The organism is Sphingopyxis sp. SE2, assembly GCF_032227185.1.
Taxonomy (GTDB): domain Bacteria; phylum Pseudomonadota; class Alphaproteobacteria; order Sphingomonadales; family Sphingomonadaceae; genus Sphingopyxis.
Window position 1 is genome coordinate 81581 of record NZ_JAPMXW010000002.1, and the last position, 16414, is coordinate 97994.

The following is a 16414-nucleotide window of genomic DNA, read 5'->3' on the forward strand; positions in this document are numbered from 1 at the left end:
CCGAGCCTGTTCCTTCTCGTGTGCGCCAACCGCGTGCATCATGGAGGTCACCGCATGGAACGTCGGACGCTGATAGGGGGATTGCTGGCCGCTTCAGGTGTCGTCGGCATCAGTTGCTCCGACATTGAACGCGAGGAGTTCGACAACGAAGTACGCGAAGAAGCGTTGTGGCGACTGCAGAACGCAACAGCGTTTTTCCCGAAGCGAGAATTCGAGCGCAGCGGCGACCTGCTCTATCAGTTGGGCATTGTGTCGCAGCTCGCCCTGACGGCGTGTGTCATGGCGGATGGTTGGACAGACGAAGACTGCCGGCGCCGGATCGGGCAGGACGTCGGCAAGGCCTATTTCTATGCGAAGGCGAAAGGGCTGCGCTTCGATTCTGATTGCTTCGCCCAGCTGATCCCGCTGCTGTCGCCATATGGTCGGTGGCGATCGCCGGCGATGGGATCTTTCTTCGAAGTCGGAAAGATCGACACCGGCGAGGCAAAGGTGGCGGTGTCGCAGCTGCTGATCACCGTTCGGTCGCATCTGGTTGGCGGCGAAGGCAGGGCATCAGGTCGATGACCTGGCATCATCGCATTGCGCGAAACTACTGGCTGCACGTCCAACTGAAACAGTATGCGTCGTATGCGCAGATGATCGGCACATCGCCCGACATCCGTGAGCAAGTCAGGCTTGCGATCCAGCTCGTTTGGCCGCTGGCACGGTCGGTATATCTGCTGAACTGCGTTCATGAACTGAGCTACCGCGAGATTGCGACGTGTATCGGCGTCGACGTTCGCACTGTTGAACTGTGCATCGCCGATGCCCTCGTTTCGATCTGGACGATCTGCGACCAGTTTGACGAAACCCCAAGCTAAATTCACGCGATCATTCTCGCGCTTCCCGTGCATCATATGCTGGCCCCCGATTGTTGTAATACAGGATTGCGGATTTATAGAATCTGTCTTACGCATGCCCGACTTGTGGTCGGGAGATGCGTATGACGATTTTCAATGTCCGGCTTTCCCGTGAGGACGAGGCGGAGCTAACTGCTGCCGCCAAGAGATCCGGTCGGAGCAAATCCGAGATCGCGCGTGACGCTATATCGGCTCACCTGAAGACCATGGCCGACGACGAAAAGAGGTGGGAAACGCTCCAAGACGACTGGAGCGAATATGGGTCCGCTGTTCAGGATGCCTATGAAGCTCTCGTTGGCGTCCAGCTTGGCAAGCTGGAAACGGTTCGCAAGGCATTCGAGACCCGCCTGGTCGAAATCGGAAACATGGATTGGCAAGAAGCGATCGAGCCCGTGTATGAAATTTTCAGGCGAAAGGTGATCGAGAAGTCGGGCCTCGCATATGCCCCTAATCCCTACATCGGGGGGCGTGATCCCAAAGAGCCCGAGATGGTCGCCGTCATCGGTTTTGCGGCCGACGATACGCATGACTTTGTGATTCCGCTTGAGCAGGTCTTCTATAACTATTGCGATTCCGCGGGCTGGGATGCGTTCAACGAAATTCCGGCAGTCTTTGAACGCGCGCGAGCTCGGCTTGAGGCGGAAGATAAGAGCCGAGAGCGGCCGAGTGCGAATTAGGGATTCGCAGATGCGATCCAGTTGATAATATGCCGATCTTCATTTCGTGTTCGGCAGAGAAGCGAGGGGAATTTTATGGCGCTGCAAGATCTATGGCTGGAAGGCATCGATGTCGATTCGGCGCTGTACGATATTCGCGATGACGACACACAGGCTTGGGAAGTGCGCGCGCTTGCCGGGGCGAGCATCGGCATCGATCCGATCGCGGGGTTGCGGGCCGTCATCGAGCTCAGCACCGCAATGGAGAGGATCGTTCGCGGCGAGAATGAGGGCAAGTCGCAACTGGCGAGCATCCTCGGCCGCGCCGGCGACGATTACCAGCGCTGCCTCTGGTACACGGTCGCAGGGCGCGATCCGCTCGCGGTCGCGACGTCGTTCGGCGAGCTCGAGAAATTGATGGCGGCTCGCGCGATGCTGTGGGTCGAGGCAGATGATCGAGGGCTCACGCCCGCGAAGGCTGACAACCCATATTGGACGACGATGCCGGAGGGACCGCGGGCGTCCTTCAGCGAGCGTTTCGAACTGGGCTCCCATTGGACCCCGTTTCTGCCTTCAGAATTGCTCCCGGAGGACTGACCATGCAGCGCTACTATGTTCTCGACCGGGAAATGGCCGCAGGCGAAGACGGGTTCGAGGCGATGGTAGCGCGAGCCTATACGCTCAAGCAGGCGGTGCGCTGCCTCTGCCGGCGCGACATCGCGCTCGATCTTTATATCGCCCATCGGCATGGCGGGCATGTGCTGTCGCGCTGGCCCGGGACGGGCCCGCGGCACGCCCCGCACTGCGATCATTATGAGGCGCCCGATCATCTGACGGGGCTCGGCCAGGTGCTGGGCAGCGCGATCGTCGATGACATCGACAATGGCGTCACGACGCTCAAGTTCGGCTTTCCCTTGTCGAAGGGGCCCGCGCGCGCCGCGCCGGCGTCGTTCACGAACGACAAGCCCGACGTGAAGGCGACGGGTCAGCGGTTGTCGATGCGGGGGATGCTTCATTTCCTGTGGGATCGGGCGCAGCTCACCCACTGGCACCCGCGCATGGCAGGCAAACGCAACTGGTATATTGTCCGTCGGCAGCTCCTGAACGCCGCGCTCGGCTGCAAGGTCCGCGGTGATCCGCTTGCGCAGCGACTGTTCGTCCCCGAGACGTTCCGGCTCGACGACAAGGATGCGATTGCGGGCCGTCAGGACGCGGAACTGGCCATCGCGCGGTCGGAGCCGGACAGGATCATGATCCTGATCGGCGAGATCCGTTCGATCGAAAGTGCCCGCTATGGCGAGAAGATCCTGATCAAGCATATGCCGCAACGTCCGTTTCTTATGGACGCCGATATGGCCCGACGATTCCATAAGCGGTTCGCGGCCGAAGAGGAGCTTTGGAGGTCGGACGATCGCGACGGCAGTCTGATCATGGCCGCCAGCTTCTCCATGGGCGCATCGGGCCTCGCGCAGATATTCGAGATGTCGGTGATGCCGGTCACCCGCGAATGGATCCCCTATGAGGGACTCGAAGAGAGGATGCTGGTTACGCAAGCGATCGAAGAGAAACGCCATTTCGTGAAAGGGATGCGGGTCAATCTCGGTCTCGAAATGCCGATCGCAAGCTTGACGCTCACGGACACTGGCGGCGAAGCCACGGCGGTCTATCTCGCGCATAATCTGCCTGAGCCTCGATATGACGAAGCGCTCGAGCAGCTCATGCGGACGCAAGGCGTCCAGCATGTGACGTGGCGGCCCGGTGACCGCCTGCAGGCAGCGCAGAGCGGTTCGACCCTAGTGAGGGTTGCGGGATCATCGACCGCGCACTGACGCGCAAAGATTTGGGGGTGATCATGGCGATCGTCGACAAGATGACGGCGGCAGAGCGACTGATGCAGTCAGCTATCGATATGCTCGAGCGGAAAGATGATCCGCTGGCGGTGCATGTCGTCGCGACTTCGGCGCTCAGTTTGCTTCGGGAACTCGTTGCGACCGAAGGCGACGACTATGTAGCACGTTTGCTCAACGAAGCAGTTTTCCACGCTGCCCAAGCAAGGTTGCAAGGATTGCCAACGGGGTTGCCGGAGGCGCAAGCCGTAAATGACATAGTCGATAAAATTGTCGACGGAATCGAAGCCGGGGCGGTCAACTCCCCGGCGGATATCATTATCGTCACACCGAAGAAGCAAGTTAGAGCGTGGCTGGACTACATCTTCAGACCGTATAATTTCCTGAAGCACGCTGACCAGGATCCGCTAGCCACCTTGGATGAGGCCGATTTTGATCCCGAAGGGGCGCTAGCTCATGCGATGACAGCGTACCTTATGGCGCGCGGCGACGGGGAGCTCCCGGAACCGTTCACGGTGTTTCTAAAGAAGCAGGAGATTCTGGTATAGCCGCCGCCGGCGGAGCGGGAAGGTCGGCTTTGTTGTCGTCCACCATAACGCAAATGGTTGCGCACCAATCGCCTCTGCCCATAGCGAGCGGCCATTCAATCGCCTGACCGTACTGCGTATGAGCCATATCCCCGGATCTGCTTCGCAAGGGTGGAACCGGCGGCGGCGGAACGCCGAAGGCAGCTGCAATTTTCGCTAGCGCTCGCCAACCAGCGCTGGGGCGAGAAATGCGAGCACGAGAAGCGATACATGACTGATGTAGAGCCCAAGCTCATTGAGCTTCCAGGTCCAGAACCAGTCACCTTCGACATAGACCCAGCAGATGAAAGTCGCGAGGGAGAGAAGGACAAGGCCCCAACGCGTGCGGCCCTTGTCCCGCGTCGCAAGAGCACGCAGCACGATCAGGACGAATGCCGCGAAGAATGGAATGAGATGGGTCGCGGCCCAGCCGGTGGGCGGCGGCACCTGCTTGAGCAGGCTGTACAGCGCGATGATTTCGCCAGGGATCAGCCGCGCCAGATTGGCGACATAGGCTTCGCCGGCATTGAGATTGTCGCGGGTGGCGCTGCCCTGCGAGTCGAAGCCGCGCGTGCTCCGCGATCGGCCCGACCGCAGCCGGCTCAGCGGGCTCGGCCCGTTTATGGATAAGACACCCATCGATATTCTCCCCCTTCATTTCCACTAAGCCAAGGCCTCGACATCGGCTGCAAGAGCCGATCGCCTCCGCCCAAGTATGTGCGAAACCTTCTTGCCGCGGCGCTGCGCGACCGATTTCGGGCTGGTCTGTTCACCGAGGGCCTCGAAGGTCGCGCGGATCATATTGTAGGGGTTCGAGGTGCCGACCGACTTGGTCACCACGTCGGCAACGCCCAGCGATTCGAACACGGCGCGCATCGGGCCACCGGCGATGATGCCGGTACCGGCGGGTGCCGAACGCAGCGTCACATTGCCGGCGCCGAACACACCGCGGCCATCGTGGTGCAGCGTGCGGCCATCGCGCAGCGGAACGCGAATCATCGCCTTCTTCGCGGCAGCGGTCGCCTTCGAAATGGCTTCGGGTACTTCGCGTGCCTTGCCATGACCGAAACCGGCGCGGCCCTTGCCGTCGCCAACTACGACGAGCGCGGCAAAACCGAAGCGCTTACCGCCCTTCACAGTCTTCGAGACGCGGTTGATGTGAACGAGCTTTTCGATCAGCTCTTCGCCACCTTCTTCGTCGCGCGGCCGACGATCGTCGCGGCGGCCGCGTCCGCGGCGCGATGCGGCTGCGACATCCGCGGCGTCAGCGACTTCGGGGACCGACCGGGATTTGCCGGGAGCGGACACGGGCGCAGGAGCCCGCAGGCGCCGGGCGTTGTGACGCCATTGCCGCGTAAGCACACGCGCATCATTCAGATTTTTTTTTTGCTCCCGCCGCGATGTCGCGGCTGGTTGCATCTGGGAGCGGTTCGGAAGGATCGCCTGCTCGATAGGTGAGATATTCGCTGTCCCAGTAAGTGGCGCTAGCGAGGCGCTGGACCCAGGGAATGAGTTCCCTGATCCCTGCCACCAGATCTGGCGGCAGGCCGGCTCCCTCCCGGTCGAGCGCGGCTTCGGCATCGCCGAGCCGCTGCATGACCTGCCGGAAAACCTCGGTCCGCGTAGAACGCCCCCACTGGAGGGCGGACAGCGCCGCCAGCAATGCATTCTCCGGACGTTCGGCTTCGCGGGGGATGAGCCCGTCAAACGCGAAGGCCCAATAGAGGAGCAGGCCGTCGCCGCGCGACGGATCGGCGGCAAGGCGTTCGACAAGGACCCGGATTTTCGATGGCTCGGGCGGCGTGATGTTGAGCGCGAAATGACCCGCGACGATGAGCTCGTCATGCGTCGGGCTCGACTTCAGATTATTGACGCGAGCGAGCATTTCGCGGCCGATGATCGACGCTGCCCGCCATTCGCCGTGACGATAGAAACCCCAATAGGCGCTGCATCGGGGATTGGCGCCGATCACGAGCGGCTGAACACGCCGCTCGGCGCCGGGATACCCAGGAACCGGAACCAGCACCCCCCTTCCCGGCCATGCGGTCACGAGAGAGGCACCATCTTCGGTCCAGACCTGGAGCCGATCGGCCTGCGGGGCTTCCATGGCAAGCCCGCGGAGCCGTTCGCCGCCCACAGAGACTTGCTCAACCGTGCCGTCGCCGAGCGGCGTCTCGCCGGACCAGAAGCAGAGCTGGGTTTCAAGAAACAGGTCCGGTCCCTGCGCGTGGAGGCCGTCCAGATCGACTTGAAGCTCGAGCCGGTCAATATCGCCGAACAGGGTGGCCGCAGCATCGGGATCGAGGGTCGCGAGCGTTCCATGGGCCTCGCGCCCGCTCGGCGCCTTGACACGGCACAGCCACGGCCCCTCCGCGACGCGGTGCGCCGGATCGGCGATCAGCCGGACCTGCACCCCCTCGGGGTTGCGGGCTTCGATGTAGAGCGGGATCGGTATGCGCGTCATCAGCCTACCCCATATTCGCGATAGACGTCGTCGACATCGAAGTCGCGGGTCGCAATCTGCTTCGAACTGCCCCATCGATCGCGCATCAGTTCCGCCCGATAGTCGCGGTCGTAAGGCAGATCCGCCTCCCAGCATGTTGCCGCATCATGCCCATGATATGTTGCACCTGTGGGACCTGTGATCGGACATCGATGGTTCGCCGTCCGATCGCTCGGCGGCTTCAGCTTTATCATGCCGTGCGGCTGCGCGAGGTCGACGATCGGCCAGTCATATTCGATATCGCCCTGCGAGAGTCGGACCTTGCCTCGTCCCTCGAGTTCGCGCGACCGGCTGATCCAGCGATCGATCCGCTTGGCCGCCGCCTGATGGATACCGTCCCGGTGAACAGCGTAGCAGCTGTCGTCGACAGCCCGGCGCGCGCCGAAACGGCTGAGCGCAAGGCGCACGGCTTCGGAAAACAGGGCGCCGCCGGTGAAGTCGCCGCAGACATCCTGGTCGGGGCGTGCGCAATAGGTTCGCTGCTCATGGAGATCGGGAAGGAAGACGGCCGGCCGCGACAGGACGAGACCCTCCGTAATATCCCAGGGCGAGGGATAGCTTCCCTCGCGATTGAGGCCCTGCACGATCTGGCAGGCGTCGAAAAAGCATAGCAACGGCGCGCGGACACGGCGCTGCAGGCCGTTGACGATCCGGTCGAGCTCGAAGCCGCTCTGCGAGCGCCGAAACCCGTCGTCGAGCATATCTTCCGTGTAGAGGACCGGCGCTCGCGGCGCATATTCTTCCGCCCGCTGCAGGGTCTCGCCATGGCCGATCCAGTGGAGAATGCCGAACGATCCATCCTTGCAGCGCGCCGCCCAATCCTGAATGGCCCGTTTCACCGCCGCATATTTGGCCGGTTCGACGATGACCGCCGCGCCGCGATCGCCCGCCAGTGTCAGCGGCTGGTCGCAGGAAACGAGAATTTCGAGCGAGCCGAGACTCCGCCCGTCGGACAAGGTCGAACTTTGCCAGAATTCGGCGAGACGAGCGGCGGTCAGACGCGCGCCCGGAAGCGGTTCGTGCGCATTGTCCTCATAGCGCCCGACGCTGATGATGAGGATATGGCCGGCGTTGGATGCAACACGCGGCGTCATCAAGGCCGTCATGCTTCCCCCCCTGCCCGTGCAGAAGGCGCCGGGACAAAGAGGCCGGCGCCGATTGCGGGGCCGGGACTATCGTCATTTTTCAAATTGCGCCTTCGCGGGCAAGCCGGTTTCAAAGCCAAGTATCGATCTCCGTCAGGACAGGCGCCGAGAAGCGAATGGCGCGGTGCGGCTCGGCGGCGCCGCCGCGGATGTGAATGCCCCAGCAGCGCAGCGATCCGTTGCGCTGCTCGCGCGTGAACAAGGGGCCACCGCTCATGCCTGCATAGGTGGGCTGCGGCCGATAGCCATAGTTCGCAGGCCCGCTCGGCGCGACCACAAGCTGCGCGTACCATGGCTTCGCGCTGCCCTGGCAACCGTTCTCGTCAGGATAGCCGACCAGCAACTTGTCGGTCTCGCCGCCGGCGGTCGACTCCGCCAGCGTCACCCCGCTGAAGCGGTCGGCGGCGAGCGGGTTCACGCGCAGAATGGCATAGTCGCTGTCGGCGGGCGGGCTGGGCGCGTCGCGAAAGCGGGCGGGACAGGACGACTTGACGACGTCGCGGGTCGCGAGCGAATTGGAACCGTTGCGCCGGAACCAGAGGCTTGTCCAGACCGCGTCGCGGCTGCGCCCCGAAGGGTCGATCCCGTGCCGGCAGATATTGTGCGCAGCAGTCACGATGTGACGCGCCGCAGGGCCGGAATCGATGAGCAGGCCGGTTCCCGTCGCATAGACCCCGAGCCCGTCGGAACCGATCCCGAAATAGCTTTTGAGATAGCAGATGGCGGCGCTTTCACTCGCGGACACCGCGAAGCCGGGCGACAGTCCTGCAGGGCAGCTCATGGCCGGTCAGCCCTCGTCAGTGGGAACGGTCCCGTCCGTCTGGCCGGCAGGCGCTGGGGTCGGGGCATCGCTGTCGCCCGCCGGACCATCGCCTTTGCCGACATCGCGGGTGACGGGACCGCCGATGAGCTTGTAGGCCGTGTTGGGACAGCTCACCGCGGTCGCGGCCGTCTCGCAGGCCTCACGCGCCGCCTTCTGCTTCTCGACGAGGCTGCCTACCGCTTCGAGATAGGATTCGCGCGCTTCGAGATTTTTCTGTTTGAGGCCGAGCGCATCGACCGGCGCCGAGAGCGCGGCCTCGACGATCTTGAACGGCAGCGAGGCGATGCCAACCAGTTCGGTTTTCCCGTCGCGCTGATATTTGGTGAGCACACCGTCGGTGAACTCGAGCAAATATTTCTGCTCGGCGGTCACGCCCGAGGGCAGCGACACATGGATGAGCGAGTCCGGATCGGGGATCAGGAAGATGTCGCTGAGGGCAAAAGCCCCGCGAACGTCGAGAGTCACCGCGCGCGGTCTATAGGGCCGGTAGCAGATGCCCCGGGTGCATGCGGCAATATCGTCAGCTTTGAGATTCTGCTGCCCCGGCGCAGCGGGTGGGACCACGGCCGGCGTCAGGGGTTCGACCCGGATCCGGATGAAGCCACTGCCGTCGGTCGCACGATCCGCGCCGGTTTCGGCCATTGTCCGGCAGCGCAGCAGACGCTCTTTCGTCGCGGACGCCTCGTCCTTGGCCTCCTGCCCCGCCTTTTTGAGCTGGGCGGCGAAGAGCAGGCTGCGGCCGGCGACCGCTGGACCGCATAGCTGGTCATAATATTCGGCAAGCTTCGCATTCGCCGCCGCTGCGGCGCTGTCCAGATCGTCGATCTCATAGACGCCGGCGAAGAGTGTGGTACCGCTTTCGGCCGAACTCGATTGGAGGAAAACGACGCTCTTCGTTGCAGCGGTCAGGATTTCTGTGAGACGTCCGGTCGAGGTTGCCTCGACTTTCGTCAGGAGGTTGGTCTTCCCGTCAACGGTCACGGTCACATTATTGTCGGCCGCGCCGCTCTGCGGCAGGCGCGCGACCAGTCGACGGTCGGGATCCCCGGTCACGAGCGGGCCGTCGAGCAGCACCGAAATCACGCCATTGGCCTCGACGACGCGCAAGCGCATCTTGCCGACCGGAAGCTGGTAAGCGATCCCCGATGCAGCCACCCCCGATCCGAGCGGCCGCGTTTCAACAGTGGCGCATCCCGAAAGGGCGAGCGCCATCATCAGGCAAATCCACCGCATATCCCCCGCCCCTTTTTACCCCACCCTTGCAGAAACAAGGATACCGTAAAGTAAATTACAGAAATGCGCGTTCGTCAAGAGGCTCGCGTAAAACGGCCAATGTTTTTAGCACCAAGATTGAGTATTGTTTATTCACGCGTGTATTTGGGGGAGATAATCGGACACAAGCGCAACGTGGCTAAACCAATTGTGCAAAGAATGAACTGCTCAAGGAGATGCAGAGGCCAGCTCCTTTTATACGAGTTTCCGTCCGCTCCCCGCTTCCGAGCGAACTACGCTCTTTGCAACGCTTCGAGAATGGCCGCGCTGACCTTGCCATCTTCCAGATAGCCCGCGATGCCATGATCCTCGCCGGCAGGATTATTGACGCCGCCCCAATTCTCGATGCCCTCTGCGAACGTCGACCTCGTCAATCCCTGCCCCAGCGCGACGAAATCATCCTTGTCGTAGGCATTGAACCAGTGTCCGATACCTGCAGGCGGAGAAAATGAAGGTCCGAGCGCCTTGCGCACCGTTCGCAGTGACAATGGCGAGCCCAAACTGACGAACAACGGCACATTGAGAGAACGCCCTTCGAGCGCGAGGCGCCGGAGGAGCTTGAAACTGACAATCGTCCCGAGTGAATGGCTCACGATCACGCAGGGCCCGTCGACGAAAAAGGGAGCAACCTTGGCGTCGATGCGGTCCGCAGCGCCGGGCTGGCGCAGATAGACAAATGCCTGACGCAGCAAGCGAAGCGTCAGGTCGCCATGTAGCGGCGAGACCCTTTCGATGACACGGGCGATGGCATTGATGCGCCGATGCATGGGAAAGCCCTGGCCGACGACATTGCCAGCCTCATCCTCCGCCAGCGCGGCGACTTCATTCGCGTCGATCCGCGCCTCGCGCGCGATGATCTCCTCGAGCCCCTCCGCCAGGAACTCGGCCTCATCCTCGCTTGCAGCTCCCGCCCCCTGCGCTGACACGCCGCCTGTCGAAACGCCGTCCGATAGCGCAAAAAGCTCGTCGCCATAAAAGGGCACTTCGGGCTCCAGATCCCCTCCGGCATAGCCCGCGCGGTCAAGTCCCTTGCGAAGCGGGGCGAGCCATTCATCGCGCAGGCTTTCGGCGGTCTTGCCCTGCTGATTGATGCCGTGCACGAATATGAGTCTGGTCATGGCACTATGCTCCGATGAGGGCTCTCAGTTTTCGCCCGCCTTCAGGCGTCAATGTGGTGAAGGGCGCGGGGCGAAGCTCGCTCGCCAGTTCAGCCAGCGCGGAGGGTGCAAGCGAAGCTGCCGCGGACGGCAGCATGAACCAGCCCGCGCGTATCATGGGAAAGCTTCCGGCAATCGCAACTTCGACCGCATCGGTCTTTCCGAACAGATCGATGATCTGCTTTTCTTTCGGGGTTCTTGGCGCGCGCGCTTCGACTATGGGCACGTGCAGCAGCAGCGTCCCGCCGGGGCTTGTCGCGGCTTCGCAGCGCGCCAGAAGGGCAAGGTCGAAGGGAACCGGCTGGCTATGACGCGAATAATACCAGGCCATCCGGCGCACGCTCTCGATGTCGCCTGCTGCATGATAGAGATAGGCGGCGATCACGCCGAGCATCGGATCCTTATGCTTGTCATTGCGCATCGAGGCCGCGAGTTCGAGCGCCGCCTCGGGATCGAGCGCACCGCGTGCCATATCGGCGATCGCTTCTTCGGATGTCAGGCGGAAGTCCGGTGAAAGATAGGTCTGCCGAAAACTGCTCGCGATGCAGCCGGTGTCGTCCAAGATGCAGTCGGTAAAGAAGCCTTCGAGAAGAAGGCTCCCCACCATGTCGCCATCGGCTGTTTCGACCAACATCGACGCGCCAAGCTCCGAGCGCTTCGAAGCCGGGTCATTCTGCGTCAATGTCACCTGCCAACTCGCCGGAAAATTCCTGTCGCGCACCGCGCTCACGTCAGCAGGGACGTGAATATGCGCGACGTCGCCTCCGGCTATCGTCAGGCCGCAATTGGTTTCATAGTGGGTTGCGCGGTTGGGCCGCGCGAGAGCCATTTCCAGATCGGCAACGCGCGCATTCACCTCCGCCTGCTTCCGGGTCAAGACCTCGCGCTGCGCCCGGAGTTCGAGGGCCTCGAGCGGCGGCGACGCTCCAGCAGCAACGGGTTCGCTCCGATCCTTTTCCTTGCCGCCCCGGATCGGCGACTCTCCGGCCGCCCGGGACACTGCGTCATCGGGTACCTCCGGAGCAGCCGGAGCCGGCCAGGGATCGAGCGCGGGCAGCGCCATCGCCGCGAGTTCGCCCCGGGTGACATAGCTGTTCTGCGGGTCGAGCCAGCAGGCATAGCTGCGCGGCAACATGTCGACCCCGAAGCTTTGCGCGCGCGCGGTAACATTCTTTCTCAGATACAGAGCTATCCTGTCGCTGGTGACGCGTCCCTGAGCGTCGAAACAGTCCTTGCCTGCGCCGTGCAGCGCCTCGAGCAGCACCGATGTGAAGATACAGCGCGGCGCCGCGCCGCCGATCGAATTGATCATATAAGCCGAATGCCTCGCCGGGACGGCGAAAAACTGGTCGACATCGATTTGCTGGAACTTGCCGGGATCATAGGCCCCGAGCGGCAGAATCGAGAGCGGATTGATCCCGACCGTCCGGCTCTGCGCATTGGGGCTCCGGCACGCATCCGATATCATCGCGATCTGCCCGGGCAGATAGGTCATCAGCATGTCCTGCAATTGCGCCACGCCGATCGCCCGCTGGTCATTATAGCTGTCGGACAAAAGCCACATGTCGCCGCCGAAGCCCGACTGCATGCCATGGCCCGCGAAATAGACGATCAGCCGTTCGGGCGGATCGGCGAGGCCGCCGCGATCGCGTCCGTCGTTCGGGGTCGGCAGCAAGCGCAAAAAGGCGTCGGAGACTGCATCGATTCCGACCGCGCGGCGCTTGCCCGCAGCATCCCGATCGATCAGCAGTTCGGTTTCGTATCCGGCTTTTCCGGCCCAGTTCGCAATCTGTTGTGCGCCGCGAACAGCACCAGGCAACGGGTCTAGCCCCTCGGTGTGCTCGATGCCGATAGCGATGCAAGCCTTGGCCAATCCCTATCCCCCCAATCTGGTGTTGAAAACACCAGAACAAGCCATCCCATTTACGGATAACTATGCTATGTCTCATTGAGGTTACTGTAAAGGCATGGTGTATTTCGACACAGTGGCAAGAAACTTCGCCTGGACGACTTGGGGAGGAGTCATGGCATTCGATCTGGAAAATGCACGCCAATTCATCGCACAAGCCGATATTCCGAAACCTCTCCTTACATCGCAGGGGGCGGAAGAGACGCCGGTCTTCGCTTCGCTGAAAGACCAGGCAGCGGTCGTCGGACAGGATATCTTCGCCTTCACGTCGGGAACCGATGGTGAATTGCGCAGCGCAATATCCGATTCCGCCTTGCTCGCGCAGTTGATCGCCGATCAGCAAATACCCGACCGCAAGGATGTCACCAGCTGGTATGATGCCTATTTCGCCGTGCTGCGTACCGTCGGCTGGGTGGTCCAGGACGGGGGCTGGTCCGAAATTTCCGAGGCGGGCGACGGCTTCGAGGTTCATGAAAAGATACTCGACATCGCGGCCGTCCTGCTCGCTGGCGCGCCAACGGCGCTGGCCGTGATCACCGCCACGCTCAATGCGCTCAAATCGGCGAGCGATGACAGCCCGTGGATCGCGCTGTTTCATCGCCGTGCGATCAAGGGCGAAAGCGCCCGTTTCCAGATCAGCCTCGTCCAGCCGTCGGGCGATAGCGCGCTTCTGGTGTCGCTGATTGCCTTTGCGCTCAAGTCCGAGACTGTGGTGACAAAGATCCTGCTCTTCAAGGTGACGAAAAGCCGGGCATCGCTGCGCAACAATAGCGCGCAGGTATCGATCAATCTCGATGCGCTTCGCGACCTTGCTCCCGATATCCGGGCGAAAGTGCGGGGATGGCAGCGCAGCTATATCGCCGCGCTTCCCGATCTCGGTCCGCCACCCGGCCCCGAATAGTCGCCGATGCGCGTCTGGCACGTCAAATTGTTCGCGCCCGATGAGGATGGGCTCTGCCAGGTCGATCTCCGGACCGCGACGAAAACCCGCACTTTCCGCGTCATCCTGCCGCCCGATGTGATCGCCGAGTTTCGCAGTGGCGCGCTACGAGGCGCCGTCCGCGGCGACCTCGCCGAACATGACAATATAAGCATCCTCGATGCGGCGGCGGATATGGAAGCCGCAGCGACGTTCGGCCAACGCCTGCTTGACACATTGCTCACCGATCCGGGCCTCGCAAAAAATTACGCTGAAGATCTGATCGAGGATCTTCTTGGCGAGCGCCATGAGAAGGAGAGCGTCAGGCTGCGGCTAGACCTCACAGAAGCGGGGGAACTCGCCGAACTGCCGTGGGAGCTGATGTATAGTGACCATGAGAAAGCCAAACAATTTCTAGCGACGCTCGAGGATTTCGACCTCTGGCGCTATCGCGCGCCCCTAGCCTATAGGGCGCCAGAGGCCGTCGCGCCGCCGCTCAAGCTGCTGATCGTGGTCGCCGACCCGAGCGGCAAGCTCGATACGGCGCGTGAGGTCAGGAATATCCATGGCGCGCTCGGCATGGCGCAGGGGCTGCCCATCGAAATCGACGAGTTGCAGGGCGCCACACGCAGGACGCTTGCCGACCGGGTCTTCCGCACCCGCCCCCATGCCGTCCATTTCATCGGCCATGGCAGTTTTGTGGACGGAACGGGAAGGCTCCATCTGCACATGGCTTCCGATCCGTCCGAGACGGATTATGTCGATTCGGGAGGCTTGCGCTCGATTTTCCAGAATAACCGGCCCTGGATGGTATTCCTCAACGCCTGCGAAGGTGCGGTCGACGGAACGGGCGCACGCTTCGGCGGGCTGGCGCAGGAACTGCTCGGCCTCGGCATCCCGTTCGTGGTCGCAATGCGGCGCGCGATCACCGACGATGCCGCGGTCGATTTTGCGAGCAGCTTCTACAGCGACTTTGCGACTTTGCCGCTTCCCGAAGCCGTGGCGCGGGCGCGCAACCTCCTTCTCGCTGCCGACTCCAAAACACTCGAATTCACGACGCCAGCATTTTACACCTCGATCGACAGCGACGAGGAGGATGCCGATCGCATCAAGATCGTCACACCGCCGCTGCCCGTACCGCCAGGACCGCCGCCGCCCGCGACATCCTCCCGAAACACGATCAGGCCGCTGGTGGTGACGGGCGTGCTGGCGGCAGGCGCGATGCTCGTCGGCATTTATGCGGGAATGAACCTCCTCGGCGACATGCGACCGCACAGCGCTCCGATGCCAAGTCCGAAGTCCCCAAATGTGACAGTAAAGCCTTCGCCTCCGCCGGGCGAAGAATCGTCCGGAACCGACGCCGGTTTGGGTAGCGACTACGACCCCGGCGACGAAGTCAATATCGACTGGGCGTCAGGCGGGGATTTGTCATCGGGAGATTGGGACGATGCCGAGGCATATCCTGAGCCGCCACTGCCGCCACCCGCGCCACCTTCTCCTCCCCCACCGCCACCCGAACCGCCCTGGCTCCCGGGACAGTGCGCGAATTATGGTGTTTCCGTCGTTTTCCCGCTCGCGCCCATTCCGGAGCCGCCGGGAGGATTGGGCGAGTTCGACGGCGTGCCGGAAGCTCTGCGCCTTTGCGACCCTGGGCGGATCGTCGTCACCGGCTGGGCCGAAGCGGCCAGCGCATCCGCGGCGGCACAGGCCTGGGCCCATGTTTCGGTGCGCGTCACCGCGCTGGCGATCGCCGGGCGCGGCGTTCCGGCGGAGCAGATCGACGAGATCGCCATCGGCCAGCGCGTAGAGCTGATCGACCTCACAGCGCGCGTAAGAGGCTATGCAACGGTACGGATCCAGCATCCGGTCGATCCTCGCGCACTCCCCGAAACCGCCCTTCTCCGGCCCGGCGCAAGGCCGCGGGAGGCTTGGTCCGGCACGCCGGTCGACCTGAGCCCGGCCTGGATGCGGGCAGCCGCCTCCTTCCCAGGGCTTGGCGTGCAGCTACGTCGGTGGAATTTCGCCGCAGCTGGAGATGCCGGCGGCGAGGCATGGCGCGGTGCCCAGGAGGCAGTGCGACAGAGTTTCGACACTGGCGGCGAAGCGGACCGGCTGACGATCTTCGACGCGGCGCCAGAGGAGGCGATGGCCAATGGCCTCCGCCCGCCCTTGATCGAGATCCGCTTCACGCTGCCCGGACGCAACATGATAACCTGGCCGCTGGGAGCCGCGAGGCTGGACGCAGCCCAGCGGCGGCAGCTGCAGACCTTCACCGAAAGCCTTCCCAATGATGCGACGGCCACTGTCCAGCCGGGCTGGCGCATATTGATCGAGGGGCATAGCCGCCGCGGAGACACGCCCTATGCCGCAATGATAGACGGGCTGATCGCCGCGAGCGAAGTCGAAATCGCGCTTCACCAGGAGGGCATCGCGCCCGAAAGGATCGCTGTCCTCTCCTGCGGGCGCGAGCGCGCGGCGATCATCCCGGACGATGCAGAGCGCAGCGTCGAACTATCGCTGCTTCCCGAAGGGATCGCCCCGCCGGTTCGCGCCTGCGGCTGGAACAAGGCCGCGACGTTCTCGCCGAAAGGCGAGGCGGGTGAACCCAATGAACCGCCCGTTGACGACGGGCAAGAGGCGGACAGCTACCCGTAGCACTTAGCGCGATGAGCGGATGGATCATCCTGCGGCGCGGGCGGCGTCCTTAAACTCGGCGAT

16 protein-coding genes are annotated in these 16414 nt (G+C 62.9%); 8 read left to right on the top strand and 8 right to left on the bottom strand.

Going from position 1 to position 16414, the window contains the following annotated elements; genetic code table 11:
- Positions 1-54 precede the first annotated feature (54 nt).
- From OVY29_RS20920 to OVY29_RS20945, 6 genes are all read left to right on the top strand, one after another.
- Complete coding sequence (locus tag OVY29_RS20920; RefSeq protein ID WP_313912126.1) at positions 55-564, top strand: hypothetical protein; 510 nt, start codon at positions 55-57, stop codon at positions 562-564.
- Positions 561-860 carry a sigma factor-like helix-turn-helix DNA-binding protein gene (locus tag OVY29_RS20925; protein WP_313912127.1) on the top strand — a complete coding sequence of 100 codons (300 nt, stop codon included), beginning with the start codon at positions 561-563 and terminating at the stop codon, positions 858-860. The genes OVY29_RS20920 and OVY29_RS20925 overlap by 4 nt, the downstream gene beginning before the upstream one ends.
- A 122-nt stretch (positions 861-982) precedes the next feature.
- Positions 983-1576 (top strand): TraY domain-containing protein, encoded by a 594-nt coding sequence (locus tag OVY29_RS20930; RefSeq protein WP_313912128.1) that lies wholly within the window; start codon positions 983-985, stop codon positions 1574-1576.
- A gap of 75 nt (positions 1577-1651) precedes the next feature.
- The gene (locus tag OVY29_RS20935) at positions 1652-2152 is read left to right on the top strand and encodes a hypothetical protein (RefSeq protein ID WP_313912129.1); all 501 of its coding nucleotides are present in this window, start codon (positions 1652-1654) and stop codon (positions 2150-2152) included.
- 2 nt (positions 2153-2154) lie between these two features.
- A complete protein-coding gene (locus tag OVY29_RS20940; RefSeq protein WP_313912130.1) occupies positions 2155-3384 on the top strand; it encodes a DUF1173 domain-containing protein in 1230 nt (409 codons plus the stop codon).
- Between the two features lie 23 nt (positions 3385-3407).
- Positions 3408-3950, top strand: a complete 543-nt coding sequence (locus OVY29_RS20945) for a hypothetical protein (protein WP_313912131.1) — start codon at positions 3408-3410, stop codon at positions 3948-3950.
- Positions 3951-4145: 195 nt separating this feature from the next.
- Here OVY29_RS20945 and OVY29_RS20950 read toward each other — a convergent pair whose 3' ends face one another.
- The 8 genes from OVY29_RS20950 to OVY29_RS20985 form a co-directional block, all read right to left on the bottom strand.
- Positions 4146-4607, bottom strand: coding sequence for a hypothetical protein (locus OVY29_RS20950; RefSeq protein ID WP_313912132.1), 462 nt, complete (start codon positions 4605-4607; stop codon positions 4146-4148).
- Positions 4608-4631: 24 nt separating this feature from the next.
- Positions 4632-5276: a 30S ribosomal protein S5 gene (rpsE, locus tag OVY29_RS20955; protein ID WP_313912133.1), complete on the bottom strand. Its 645-nt coding sequence runs from the start codon at positions 5274-5276 to the stop codon at positions 4632-4634.
- Between the two features lie 61 nt (positions 5277-5337).
- Positions 5338-6432 carry a hypothetical protein gene (locus tag OVY29_RS20960; protein ID WP_313912134.1) on the bottom strand — a complete coding sequence of 365 codons (1095 nt, stop codon included), beginning with the start codon at positions 6430-6432 and terminating at the stop codon, positions 5338-5340.
- Positions 6432-7577, bottom strand: a complete 1146-nt coding sequence (locus tag OVY29_RS20965; protein WP_313912135.1) for a hypothetical protein — start codon at positions 7575-7577, stop codon at positions 6432-6434. The genes OVY29_RS20960 and OVY29_RS20965 overlap by 1 nt, the downstream gene beginning before the upstream one ends.
- A gap of 109 nt (positions 7578-7686) precedes the next feature.
- A complete protein-coding gene (locus OVY29_RS20970) occupies positions 7687-8397 on the bottom strand; it encodes a trypsin-like serine peptidase (RefSeq protein ID WP_313912136.1) in 711 nt (236 codons plus the stop codon).
- Positions 8398-8403: 6 nt separating this feature from the next.
- Positions 8404-9672: a hypothetical protein gene (locus tag OVY29_RS20975; protein WP_313912137.1), complete on the bottom strand. Its 1269-nt coding sequence runs from the start codon at positions 9670-9672 to the stop codon at positions 8404-8406.
- 272 nt (positions 9673-9944) lie between these two features.
- Positions 9945-10694, bottom strand: a complete 750-nt coding sequence (locus OVY29_RS20980; RefSeq protein ID WP_313912138.1) for a hypothetical protein — start codon at positions 10692-10694, stop codon at positions 9945-9947.
- A gap of 139 nt (positions 10695-10833) precedes the next feature.
- A complete protein-coding gene (locus tag OVY29_RS20985; protein ID WP_313912139.1) occupies positions 10834-12741 on the bottom strand; it encodes a caspase family protein in 1908 nt (635 codons plus the stop codon).
- A gap of 151 nt (positions 12742-12892) precedes the next feature.
- Between OVY29_RS20985 and OVY29_RS20990 the strand changes: the two genes are divergently transcribed.
- Positions 12893-13678 carry a hypothetical protein gene (locus OVY29_RS20990; protein ID WP_313912140.1) on the top strand — a complete coding sequence of 262 codons (786 nt, stop codon included), beginning with the start codon at positions 12893-12895 and terminating at the stop codon, positions 13676-13678.
- A 6-nt stretch (positions 13679-13684) separates the two neighbouring features.
- Complete coding sequence (locus OVY29_RS20995; protein ID WP_313912141.1) at positions 13685-16351, top strand: CHAT domain-containing protein; 2667 nt, start codon at positions 13685-13687, stop codon at positions 16349-16351.
- Positions 16352-16414 lie beyond the last annotated feature (63 nt).